Here is a 12,501-nt window from a genome sequence, read left to right as displayed (position 1 = left end):
GCGTGGCTGCCTCCCCCACCAATCCCTATTCCGAAGCCGGCGTCGACACCGCTGCAGGTGATCTTGCCGTCGAGCTGATGAAGTCTTCCGTGCGCGCGACGCACGGCCCCGAAGTGCTCGGCGGTGTCGGCGGGTTCGCCGGCCTGTTCGATGCCAGCGCGCTGCGCGACTTCCGTCGCCCGCTGCTCGCGACCAGCACCGACGGCGTCGGCACGAAGGTCGCGATCGCGCAGGCGATCGACAAGCACGACACGATCGGCCAGGACCTGGTCGGCATGGTGGTCGACGACATCGTCGTGGTGGGCGCGAAGCCGCTCTTCATGACCGACTACATCGCGTGCGGCAAGGTCGTCCCCGAGCGCATCGCCGACATCGTCCGCGGTATCGCTCAGGCGTGCTCGGCCACCGGCACCGCGCTGGTCGGCGGCGAGACCGCGGAGCACCCGGGCCTGCTCGGCCCGCGTGACTACGACGTCGCCGGCGCAGCCACAGGTGTGGTCGAGGCGGATGCCATCCTCGGTGCGGATCGCGTGCAAGACGGCGACGCCGTGATCGCGGTCGCCTCCAGCGGACTGCACTCCAACGGCTACTCGCTCGTGCGCCACATCGTCACCCGCGCCGGCATCGGCTACGGCGACAACGCCGCCGACTTCGGCACCACCTGGGGTGAGGCTCTGCTCGAGCCGACCCGCCTCTACACGCTTCCGCTGCTGCGACTCATCGAGCAGCTCGGCGCTTCTGCCGGGACCGGAGGCGTCCACGCCCTCAGCCACGTCACCGGCGGCGGCATCGCCGCGAACCTCGCCCGCGTGCTCCCGCAGGGCAGCTGGGCCGAAGTCGACCGCAACAGCTGGTCACCGAGCCCCGTCTTCCGGGTGCTCAGCGACATCGCCGGCTCCACGCTGGAGTCCGCGGAGGGCACCTGGAACCTCGGCATCGGCTTCCTCGCCGTGGTCGCCGCAGACAAGAAGGATGCCGCGATCGCGGCGCTGAACGCCGAGGGCATGCCCTCATGGCAGGTCGGGACCGTCGGCTTCGGCCCGCGCCCGGCCGGCGAATTCGAGCAGGGCGCCAAGGGCGTCGACGGTGGAGCAGTGCGCCTGGTCGGCGCCTACGCGGACGGAGCGAAGTAAGAGCCCATGTGCGGCATCGTCGGAATGGTGGGCTCTGCCCCGGTCAATCAGGACATCTACGACGCACTCCTGCTGCTGCAGCACCGCGGCCAGGATGCGACGGGTATCGCCACCGCCGAGGCGAACGGCGTGATGCACAACGCCAAGGCGCAGGGCATGGTCCGCGAGGCGTTCCGCACCCGCGACATGCGTGCGCTGCTCGGCAACGTCGGCCTCGGTCACGTGCGGTACGCGACCAAGGGCACGGCCTCGAACGAAGAGGAGATGCAGCCGTTCTACGTGAACGCGCCGTACGGCATCATCCTCATCCACAACGGCAACCTCACCAACACGCGTGAGCTCACGGCCGACATGGCGAAGCGCGACCGCCGTCACCTCAACTCGTCGAGTGACACCGAGCTGCTGCTCAACGTGCTGGCCGGCGAGCTGCAGAACACGACCTCGACGGTCGACCTCGACCCCGAGCGGGTGTTCGAGGCCGTGGCCCGCACGCACGAGCGCATCGAAGGCGCCTATGCCGTGATCGCCGTGATCGCCGGCTACGGTCTGCTCGCCTTCCGTGACCCGTTCGGCATCCGTCCGCTGATCCTGGGTCGTCGTCCGTCGACCGTCCCCGGCGCGGAGGGCAAGGACGAGTGGGTCGTCGCCAGTGAGTCGCTCGTGCTCGAGAACGGCGACTACGAGGTCGTCCGCGAGGTCGAGCCCGGCGAGGCCGTCTTCATCACCACCGACGGCGAACTGTTCTCCAAGCAGTGCGCCACGGCCGCGACGCTCGCGCCCTGCGCCTTCGAGTACGTCTACCTCGCCCGCCCCGACTCGGTCATGAACGGCATCTCGGTGTATGAGTCGCGTCTGCGCATGGGCGACCGCCTCGCCGACACGATCGCGAAGCACGTGCCGATGGACAAGATCGACGTGGTCATGCCGATCCCCGACTCCTCGCGCCCGGCCGCGATGGAGGTCGCGCGCAAGCTCGGCATCGAGTACCGCGAGGGCTTCTACAAGAACCGCTACGTCGGCCGCACCTTCATCATGCCGGGGCAGGCGGTGCGCAAGAAGAGCGTGCGCCAGAAGCTCAACGCCATGTCGACCGAGTTCCAGGGCAAGAACGTGCTGCTGATCGACGACTCGATCGTGCGCGGGACGACCTCCAAGGAGATCATCCAGATGGCGCGGGACGCCGGGGCCGCTTCGGTGACCTTCGCGTCCGCGGCTCCGCCGGTGCGGTATCCGCATGTGTACGGCATCAACATGCCGTCGCGCCACGAGCTCATCGCTCACGGGCGCACGATCCCCGAGATCGCCGAAGTGCTCGGCTGCGATCACCTCGTCTACCAGGAGGTCGACGACCTCAAGGCGGCGATTACCGAGGGGTCGGTCCTCACCGATCTCGACATGAGCTGCTTCGACGGCCGCTACGTGACGGGCACCGTCTCGGACGAATACCTCGCCTGGGTGGAGGGGTCACAGACCTCATGACGATGCCGAGCGCACGACCGCTGTGGCACGGTCGGGCTCTCGCACTCGCGGGGATCGTCCTGGTGGCGTTCTCGCTGCGGTCGGCGGTCGCCTCCCTGTCGCCGGTGATCGATCATGTCGCCGCGGACTTCCCGGTCTCGCCGCTCGTCGTCGGCCTGATCGGCGCCGCGCCCCCCGTGTGCTTCGCGCTCTTCGGGCTGCTGACCCCGCTGCTCGAGCGGCGATTCGGCCTGGAGCGGATGGCGGTCGCCGCGATCACGCTGATGGCGCTGGGCATGCTGCTGCGAGGGTTCGCGGTGGACTCGACGAGCCTGCTCGCCGCGACCGTGGTCGTGTTCGCGGGTGTCGGTTCGGGCAACGTGCTGTTGCCGCCGCTGGTGAAGAAGTACTTCCCGGATCGACTCGGGATCGTGATGACGATCTACTCGACCACGTTGGCAGTGTCGACGTTCCTGCCCCCGCTGGCGGCCGTTCCGGTCGCCGACACTCTCGGCTGGCGGGTGTCGCTCGGGATGTGGGGGATCGTCGCGGGGATCGCGCTCGTGCCGTGGGTGGCGCTGCTGCTCAAGAACGGGTCGCGTCGGGACGAGCCGGTGAAGGCCGAGCTCCTCGTCCCCGATCCCACCGATGGTGTGGACGACTTCCGGGATGCGGTCGCGACCGTGACCGGGCCGATCTCCAGCGCGCCGACGAACCGGCGGCACTTCGCTCGCCTGTGGCGGCTGCCGCTGGCCTGGGCGCTCGCGGTCGTCTTCGGTACCTCGTCGACCATGGCCTACGTGTCGTTCGCGTGGATGCCGACGATGCTCGTCGACATCGGCGGGGTGACCCCGGCGACGGCCGGACTCCTGCTCTCCCTGTTCGCACTGATCGGACTGCCCTGCTCGCTGCTGGTGCCGATCCTCGTCGTCCGTTTTCAGGCCACGCGCCCGCTCTTCTTCGTCGCCGTCATCGGCGGTCTGGTGGGGCTCACCGGGCTCCTGCTGGTCCCGACGGTCGCGCTGCCGCTGTGGGTGAGCATCTTCGGCCTCACGGCCATCATGTTCCCGCTGAGCCTCGTGCTGCTGAGCATCCGGGCCCGCACATCGGAGAGCGCCGTCGCGCTGAGCGGGTTCGTGCAGAGCATCGGCTACGCGATCGCCGCGACCTTCCCGCTGCTGGTCGGGTTGCTCCACGAGACGACCGCCGGTTGGCAGATCCCGCTGCTCGTCATCGCCGGTGTGCTCATCGTCTCGATTCCCGCGGGCATCGTCGCCGGGCGTCGCCGCACGGTCGAGGACGAGTGGGAGCGTCGCCACGGACGCTGGTGACCTGCGGGGTCAGCGGGCCGAGCGCGGAGGTGCGGTGGACGAGCGCACGATGAGCTGAGGTTCGGTGGACGGCACGTCGCCGACCGCCTCGTGCCCCTCGATCTGGGCGATGACCCGGAGAGCGGCCGCCCGCCCCATCGCCTCGAACGGCTGGCGGACGGTCGTGAGCGCGGGAGAGGCGTAGGCGGCGAGGGCGATGTCGTCGACGCTCACCACCGAGACGTCGTCGGGCACGCTGCGGCCGGCCTCGTGCAGTGCTCGGATCAGACCGAAGGCCATCTCGTCACTGCTGACGAACACCGCGGTGACCTCGGGGATGGCCGCGATCGTGCGGCCGGCGCGGTAGCCCGACTCGGGAGTCCAGTCGGCGGGGATGACGGGCGGCGGCGCGATGCCGCGATCGCGCAGTGTCTGCTCCCAGGCCTCGCTGCGCTGCTGCGTCTCTGTCCAGTAGTCGTCGCCCGACACGTGCCAGACGGTCGAGTGTCCGAGGTCGAGGAGATGCTCCACGGCGAGACGGGCGATCGCGCGCTGGTCCACGGCCAGCGGGGCATCCTCGTCGAGTGATGTGCGCTCACTGCGGGTGGCGGGGGTGCGCTCGGTGCGGGCCCGCATCGCGGGGCTGTCGAGTTCGACCGGTACGCCGAGGATGATGCCTTCGGCGCCCTGACGTTCGAGCCGATCGAAGGCCTCGAGGAAGGATTCGGCGGATGCATGATCGGCGACCGCCGCCGTGGTCACCGTGTATCCGTTCGCCGCGGCCGCCTGCTGGATGCCGACGCCGAGAGCTGCGGACGAGTAGCGGTCGGTCGAGACCACGATCACGCCGAGCACGCGTGTGCGGCCCGAGGCGAGGGAAGCGGCGGCGGCGTGCACGCGGTATCCGAGCTCTTCGACCGCGGCCATCACTCGCCGGGCGGTGTCGGGGCGGACCGTGTCCTGTCCGGACATGACGCGCGAGACGGTCTGCGTCGAGACGCCGGCCAGCTGGGCGACATCGACCTGGCTGGGCGCGCGGTCGTCTTTGGGGCGGCGTGGTGACATGTGTTCAATGGTAGCGATCAATCGGCGGAATATCAGGAGGCGGTGGCCGTGGTGATGCGATAATGTGAACGCAAACACTCGTGCTTGGAGCGCTATGCCTGACCTTCTCGCCTCGGCTCTCGACGGCTCTTCCGCTGCCGTCGACGCCCCGGACGCCGCGTCGCCGATCGGCGCGCCCACCCTGACCTGGCGAGACGGGGAGATCCTCCGTGAGGGGGTTTCGCACCGCATCCTCGCCGGTTCGATCCACTACTTCCGCGTGCATCCGGACCAGTGGGAGGATCGGCTGCGCAGGCTGGCGGCGATGGGCGCGAACACCGTCGACACGTATGTCGCCTGGAACTTCCACGAGCGCGCCGAGGGCGACATTCGCTTCGACGGCTGGCGAGACCTCGAGCGCTTCATTCGCCTCGCGGGCGAGGTCGGTCTCGACGTGTTCCTGCGGCCCAGTCCGTACATCTGCGCGGAGTGGTCCAACGGCGGCATCCCGTTCTGGCTGTCGGGGCGCGTCGCGGCGCTGCGCACCAGCGACCCCGCATTCCTCGCCGCGGTCGACGCCTGGTACGACGAACTCATTCCGCGGCTCGTCCCGCTCCAGGCCTCGCAGGGCGGACCGATCGTCGCCATCCAGATCGAGAACGAGTACGGGTCGTTCGGCAGTGATGCCGCGTACCTCGCTCATCTGCGTGACGGGCTGCGCCGTCGCGGACTGATCGAGATGCTCACGACGGCCGACGGCATCACGGGCGACATGATCGAGCACGGCAGCGTGCCGGGAGCGATGGCCACCTTCACCTTCGGCACCGGTGTCGCCACGGCCGTGGAGCTGCGCCGCCGTGGCGATGCGCTCATGTGCAGCGAGCTGTGGGGCGGATGGTTCGATCATTGGGGTGAGCGGCACCATGTGCGATCCGCCGCCAGTGCCGGGGGGACCGTCGACGAGCTCCTGGCTGCCGGCGGATCGGTCAGTCTCTACATGGCGCACGGAGGGACGAACTTCGGGCTCTGGAACGGTGCGAATCACGACCGGGTGCTGCAGCCGACCGTGACGAGCTACGACTCGGATGCGCCGATCGGCGAGGACGGCACCCTCAACGAGAAGTTCCACGCCCTGCGCGCCCTGTTCGCGCCGTTCCATGCGGGTGGGCTGCCTCCGGTTCCCGCCCCGCCGCGTCGACAGGCCGCGGCGTCCGCCACCCTTCATCCGCGCGCGTCGCTGCTCGACCTCGTCGCGAGCCTTCCGGTGGCCGGCCCGGTCACGCCGCGACCGCGCACGTTCGAGGAGCTCGGCGCCGAGGACGGTCTCGTCGCCTACGAGGCCGAGGTGTCGTACCCCGCCGATGCGACGCTCACGATCGACGGGCTGCACGACCGCGCCGTGGTGTTCCTCGACCGTCGACCGCTCGGGGTCCTCGAGCGTGACGACGAGACGACGCTGGTGCTTCCCGGTGCCGCGGGTTCGGGGCGCCTGACGATCGTCGTTGAGAGTCTCGGGCGCATCAACTACGGTCCGTACACCGGCGAGGGCAAGGGCATCATGCGTGGCGTGATGATCGGCCGCCGCCTGGTGAACGGGTGGACGCATCGCCTCGTCCCGCAGGAGGTTCCGACCTCTGTCGCGGGGACGGATGACGGTGCGTCCGAGGGCGTGGCCATCGCCTCCTTCGACATCGCCGAGCCCCTCGACGCGTGGCTGGCCTTCCCCGGCGGATCGAAGGGGATGGTCTGGTTGAACGGATTCCTCCTCGGCCGGTACTGGAAGGTGGGTCCGCAGGAGACGCTCTATGCGCCCGCGCCCCTGTGGCGCGTCGGACGCAACGAGATCGTGGTGCTCGACACCGACGGCCTCGGTGCGACGATCGAAATCCGCGAGGAGCCGTCCTTCGGTGAGACCGAGGAGTTCATCGGCTCCTGAGCCTCGCGCTCGTACTGCCGGGTGCACGCTCGTAGTGCCGAGTGCACGGCTTGTTGCCGAGTGCACGGCTTGTTGCCGCGCGTAACCCGTGCGCTCGCAAGCAACCCGTGTGCTCGCGGGCCGGGAGCGGGTGCGGGGCGGCGGATGCTCGTGGGTGACTTTCGGCCAATGTTTGCGCTCGCTGCATCTGGATGCTTGATTCTGCGGGATTCACGCCTCTAGAGTGATAGCGCAAACATCGATGTGAATCGGTGGCATCCATCTGCGACGCATCGGGGCGTCTGTTCTCCCGAGCGTCGCTCCGCTCGAGAGGCAAGACGTGTCGAAACCTTCCCGACCGCCCCGCACCGCCGTTGCCGTCAGCTCACTGCTGGCGACGGCGCTCGCGTTCGGCGGTGTGTTCGCCCAGGCGCCCTCCGCACAGGCCGCCGACCTCATCCCCGTGCCCAAGTCCGACTACCGCCTGCACGCGGTGTCGAGCGAGTCCGATCCGTATCCGGCGCCGCCGTCACTCGACGGCACCGCGCTCGGCGCGTTCGACGGTGACTTCGGCACGCAGTGGACCTCCCGGTACTCCGTCAACGCGCCCTTCCCACACTGGATCTCGGTAGACCTGCAGCGGTCGCTCTCGGTGAAGGCCCTCGACTACTCGGTGAAGCGGGGGCAGAGCGTGGCCGCGAAGAGGGTCGAGGTCTACGTGACGGACGATGCCGCCGTCGCACTGACTTCGCCGGCGGAGGGCGGGTGGGGGTCCACTGCCGCAACGGCGACCCTGCATGCCCCGACCGCGAACGACGAGAAGCAGCGCATCGCGCTCGACGCCGCGAAGGACGGCCGCTACGTGGCCCTGCTGGTGATCGACGCACAGGGAACGACCGGCGGGGGTGCGGGCGAGATCGAGATCCTCTCGGACGAGGAGCTTCCGCCGATCGTCACCGAACCCGAGAACCCCTCGGCGGGCGAGACGATCGAGATCACCCGGGGTGGGACGACCGCGACCGTGGCGAAGGCCTTCCCGCAGATCACCGGCTACCGCGTCGGCAGAGCGACGTTCGGTGGACAGCGCACGTCATCCGAGAAGTGGGCGGTCAACGGCACCGCCTATGCCGCCGCGACCACGGCGACCGCGACGGCCGACGGTGTCGACTACGTCTCGGTGCTCGACGGGATCGACGTCACGATCCGCAGCACGATCCGCGTCACCGATGAGGGAACCGTCGAGTTCGAGGTCACCGGCGTCGAGGGGGCGGCCGCTGTGAACACTCTGGGCCTGCCGGACAACGCCTTCCTCTCCGCCAGCGCGTCGGATGCCGGATCGGTCCTCGACCGCACCGTGATCAGCCCCGATAGCACGAAGAACGCCGACGAGCACATCGCGGTGAACGGCTCGACGCCGATCGGCCAGAAGGGCGCGGCCTTCGCGTTCCTCGGCAACGGCGCGCTCGTGGGCAGCGTGATCACCAACGCGACCACGCAGGCCTCCGGGGGAACTGCATCCTGGAACACCCGCTTGACCACGCGCGTGACCGAGGCGGCAGGGCGCACGGCCGAGGTCGGCTCCAGCGCCTGGCTGATCCACCCGACCACCGCGGTCGACGATCGGGTCACGACGTTCGAGCTGCCCCAGGTGACGGTGCTCTTCGCCGCCGACCGCAACGACGACTCCACGGTCGACTGGCAGGATGCTGCGATCCGCTACCGCGAGGTCGACGCCCCGCGTCTCGGTGCCGATCGGGTCGCCGAGCGCGTCGTCAGCCGCATCCCCTTCAACTTCGCCTCCAGCGCCACGAACTACTTCGACCTGGTGCTCGACAACACCAAGCGCATCGCGAACCAGACCGACGGTCTCGGTCAGTGGGTGCTCAACAAGGGCTACGGCAGCGAGGGCCACGACTCGGCGAACACCGACTACGGCGGGAACTACAACGAGCGTGCGGGTGGTCTCTCCGACCTGAACAACCTCGTCGACGAGGGCGCGAAGCTCAACGCCGACATGAGTGTGCACGTCAACGCCACCGAGATCTACCCGCAGGCGAACGCCTTCGACTCCGCGATCCTCGACGGCACGGCGCCCTACAAGCCGGGTTGGAACTGGCTCGACCAGTCGTACTACATCAACCAGCAGACCGACCTGGGCACCGGGCGCGTACTTGATCGCTTCCAGCAGCTGCGCGACGAGGTCCCCGGCCTCAGCGGCGTGTACATCGACGTGTACTACTCCAACGGCTGGGTCGCCGAAGAGCTCGCGGACGAGCTGCGGGGCATGGACCTCGAGGTCGCGACCGAGTGGGGCGACAAGTTCGTCGACAGCACGGTCTGGTCGCACTGGCCGAACGACCTCGCGTACGGAGGCAAGGACAACAAGGGCATCAACTCCACCATGGTGCGCTTCATCCAGAACGGTCAGGCCGACGTCTGGAACGACGACGCCCTGCTTGGTCAGCAGCGGCTGATCGACGCCGAGGGCTGGGTCGGCAACCGTAACTGGGACGGCTTCGTCGACAACATCTGGAAGCAGAGCCTGCCGACCAAGTTCCTGCAGCACTTCGACCTGCTCACGTACGAGGCGGGCGCCGAAGCGACGCTGACCGACGACGTGGCGGTGCGGATGGACGGAGACACCAGGGTCGTCACGATGGACGGGGCGACGGTGCTGCGAGGCGACTCCTACCTGCTGCCGTGGCAGTCGCTGGAGTCGAATCAGGATGCCGGCTCTCCCGTCGATGCCGACAAGATGTACTTCTACTCCGCATCGGGCGGAGAGAAGACGTTCGGTCTCGCCGAGGCCTTCCGCGGCAACACCGCCTTCGACGTCTTCGAACTCGGTGACCAGGGACGCGTCAAGGTCGGCACCGTGAACGCGGCCGGCGGCGAGCTCACGCTCAACGGCGACAAGGGCACGGCCTACATCGTGGTGCCGCAGGGCGGCGCGCAGCGAGCGGCCGTCGAGTATCACGATGCCGGCCTCGACGACCCGGGGTTCAACTCCGGTTCGCTCGATGCCTGGAACCCGCAGGGCGATGTGACGATCGAGCGTACCGACCTCGGCAGCGCGAAGAACGAGTCCCGTGGCGACAACATCGCCGTGCTCGGGGCGTCCGCATCGTCGATCGCGCAGACCGTGACCGGGCTCACCCCCGGCCAGAGGTACGCGTTCTCGGCGCAGGTGCAGATCGACCCGACCGCGACCCGTGACGTGAGCGTCTCGGTCGACACGGGATCCGGCGCGGTGACCCGCACCTGGAACCTCTCGCCCACCTACAACTACATGCGCGCGGATTCCAAGGCAGGTCAGTACTACCAGCGCGGCTCGACGTCGTTCCTGGCTCCGGCATCCGGTGAGGTCACGGTCTCGATCGGTGCCGTCGCGGGCGACGCGAAGGTCCGCATCGACAACGCCCGTGTCTCCGCCGACACCACGACGCCGTTCGCGGCCGGCACGGTGTACTCGAACGACTTCGAGGGTAACGAAGCCGGATGGGGGCCGTTCGTGAAGGGCGACGCCAACGGCATCGACGATCCGCGCACGAGCATCTCCCGCCGCCATGACCCGTATGCGAGCAGCGACTGGCGCAACACCGCCAAGCCGTTCGACTCGGGGCCCCTCACCGGGCTCGCGGTGGACACGACGCTCACGGGTGACCACTCGCTCATGTCGCACTCCGAGAACAACGGGGTCGTCTACCGCACCGACCCGACCCTCGTGCCGCTGCAGGCGGGGCACTCGTACCGCATCGGCTTCGACTACCAGGTCGGCGCGAGCGGCGCGTACCGCTGGCTCACCGGAACGGATGCGGTGGCGGGTGGCAAGGTCACCTCGACCACGCTCAGCCGCACCGGGATCACGCAGGCGCTGGAGACGGCCGAGTTCTCGCAGGACGTGATCGTCGGATGCGGCGACTACACCTGGGTGGGCCTCGAGCGGGTCGGCGGGCCGGACGTGGACTTCGTGTTGGACGACTTCACCGTCACCGACCTCGGACCCACGACCGGCGGCACTCCCTGCGCGACCGTGTCCGGCGAAGCAGGTGTCCTGAGCCCCGGTGCGCAGACTGCGTTCACCACCACCTTCACGAACAGCGAGTCCATCGCCGTCGAGAACATCGGCGTGCAGCTCGAGGTGCCGAAGGGCTACGTGGTCGAGGTCGCCGACGACTCGTCGAACCTGTTCCACGAGGTCGCAGCCGGCGACAGCGTGCAGACCACCTGGCTCGTGACCGCGCCGGCAGATGCTGCCGGTTCGACCGTCGGCATCGGAATCGCGGCGACGTACCTCGCGGACTGCGATGTGCGCACGGTCAGCACGACCCAGGAGGTGTCGGTGTCCTCGCGGGCCCGTATCCCCAACGCGCAGATCACGGCGTCGGCGAACTCCGAGGAGACATCCGGGGAAGACGGCGCGGCCGCGAACATGCTCGACGGCGACGCCGGCACGTTCTGGCACAGCCGGTGGAGTTCGGCCGCGACGTCGTACCCGCACGTGCTGACGTTCGACCTCGGTGACGCGGAGCAGGTCGACGGCATCTCGTACCTGCGCCGCGGAGCCAACCAGAACGGTCCGATCAAGGGGTACGAGGTGGGGGTGTCGACCGACGGTCAGGCGTACACGCCTGTCGCGACCGGGGAGTGGAAGAACGTCGCCGAGTGGCAAGACGTGGACTTCGCGGAGACCACGGCTCGCTACATCCGCGTGACCGCGACCTCGTCGATCTCGGGCACGCAGTTCGGCGCCGTCGCCGAGATGGCTGTGTACGGCACCTCGGCCGCGCAGGACGGGCACGCCCCCGAGACACGTCCGACCGACGACCTGAGCGAGTGCGACCCGGTGACGGATCCGAAGCTCGGACTCGACGCCGACTCGGTGCGGGCCGGCGAGACGGTCGGCATGGAGCTCACGGGCTTCGCGCCGCAGTCGACGGTCTCGGTCTGGCTCGATGACGTGAAGCTGTCGGATGCCGCGGTCGATGCGAAGGGCTCCCTGACGACGCGACTGCTGATCCCGGCGAAAGCCTCGGTCGGAAAGCACCGCGTCATCGTGCAGGATGCGGCGGGCGCAGAGCTCGCCAGCGCACCGTTGAAGGTCAAGAAGGCCAAGCCGGGGAAGGATGCGCGCATCACGGCATCCATCGGCTCGGTCGCGGCCGGAGCGAGCGTGACCGTGCAGCTGAACGGCTTCGACCCCGACGCTCTGGTGCAGCTCTGGCTGCACTCCGAGCCGGTGCGCGTCGGCGAGGTGACGGTGTCGGCTGAGGGCGCCGCCGTGGACACCGTCACGATCCCCGCGGCAACGCCGGCCGGAGCGCACGCCCTCGTCGCGACTGATGCCCAGGGCGTCGAGCTGGCGCGGACGGACCTCACGGTCACGGCCGGTGCGGCCGGCAGTGGGGGAAACCTCGCGACGACCGGTACTGACGGAGCGATCTGGGCGGGAGCGGCGGTCGTCGGTCTGGCCGCGATCGCCCTCGGCCTGGTCCTCTGGCTGCGCAGGCGCCGCCTGAGCTGACCCCGCTGACGCACGACGGCCCGGAGGATTCCCTCCGGGCCGTCCGTGCTGTGCCCCCGCCGCACCCGCACCCGCGCCCGCGACGCCAGGGACACCGCACCGCGTTGCCCACCGCGG

6 protein-coding genes are annotated in these 12,501 nt (G+C 69.1%); 5 read left to right on the top strand and 1 reads right to left on the bottom strand.

Annotated elements, in window-relative coordinates:
* Window positions 1–2: 2 nt before the first annotated feature.
* From purM to J7E45_RS07585, 3 genes are read left to right on the top strand one after another with little or no spacing between them, the layout of a single operon-like run.
* A complete protein-coding gene (gene purM / locus J7E45_RS07595) occupies window positions 3–1,133 on the top strand; it encodes a phosphoribosylformylglycinamidine cyclo-ligase (protein WP_215068255.1) in 1,131 nt (376 codons plus the stop codon).
* Between the two features lie 6 nt (window positions 1,134–1,139).
* On the top strand, window positions 1,140–2,612 hold the full coding sequence (gene purF, locus J7E45_RS07590) for an amidophosphoribosyltransferase (protein ID WP_215068254.1): 1,473 nt from the start codon (window positions 1,140–1,142) through the stop codon (window positions 2,610–2,612).
* Window positions 2,609–3,922, top strand: a complete 1,314-nt coding sequence (locus tag J7E45_RS07585) for a CynX/NimT family MFS transporter (RefSeq protein ID WP_091032552.1) — start codon at window positions 2,609–2,611, stop codon at window positions 3,920–3,922. The genes purF and J7E45_RS07585 overlap by 4 nt, the downstream gene beginning before the upstream one ends.
* 9 nt (window positions 3,923–3,931) lie before the next feature.
* Here J7E45_RS07585 and J7E45_RS07580 read toward each other — a convergent pair whose 3' ends face one another.
* Entirely contained in the window at window positions 3,932–4,966 is a 1,035-nt protein-coding gene (locus J7E45_RS07580) for a LacI family DNA-binding transcriptional regulator (RefSeq protein WP_215068253.1), read from the bottom strand.
* Between the two features lie 94 nt (window positions 4,967–5,060).
* Between J7E45_RS07580 and J7E45_RS07575 the strand changes: the two genes are divergently transcribed.
* Together J7E45_RS07575 and J7E45_RS07570 are read left to right on the top strand one after the other, a co-directional pair.
* Window positions 5,061–6,881 (top strand): beta-galactosidase family protein, encoded by a 1,821-nt coding sequence (locus J7E45_RS07575; protein ID WP_215068252.1) that lies wholly within the window; start codon window positions 5,061–5,063, stop codon window positions 6,879–6,881.
* A 319-nt stretch (window positions 6,882–7,200) separates the two neighbouring features.
* Window positions 7,201–12,384, top strand: coding sequence for an endo-alpha-N-acetylgalactosaminidase family protein (locus J7E45_RS07570; RefSeq protein ID WP_215068251.1), 5,184 nt, complete (start codon window positions 7,201–7,203; stop codon window positions 12,382–12,384).
* The last annotated feature ends 117 nt before the right edge of the window (window positions 12,385–12,501 follow it).

This window comes from Microbacterium sp. ISL-59, from assembly GCF_018613945.1.
In the GTDB taxonomy this organism is placed as follows: domain Bacteria; phylum Actinomycetota; class Actinomycetes; order Actinomycetales; family Microbacteriaceae; genus Microbacterium; species Microbacterium oxydans_B.
Note: the sequence above shows the minus strand (reverse complement) of the source record. Positions and strands in the feature narration are given on the sequence as shown.

Excerpts from the sequence above, each read along its gene's own strand:
- J7E45_RS07580 (WP_215068253.1), bottom strand. The coding sequence starts at position 4,966 with ATGTCACCACGCCGCCCCAAAGACGACCGCGCGCCCAGCCAGGTCGAT.
- J7E45_RS07575 (WP_215068252.1), top strand. The coding sequence starts at position 5,061 with ATGCCTGACCTTCTCGCCTCGGCTCTCGACGGCTCTTCCGCTGCCGTC.
- J7E45_RS07585 (WP_091032552.1), top strand. The coding sequence starts at position 2,609 with ATGACGATGCCGAGCGCACGACCGCTGTGGCACGGTCGGGCTCTCGCA.
- purF (WP_215068254.1), top strand. The coding sequence starts at position 1,140 with ATGTGCGGCATCGTCGGAATGGTGGGCTCTGCCCCGGTCAATCAGGAC.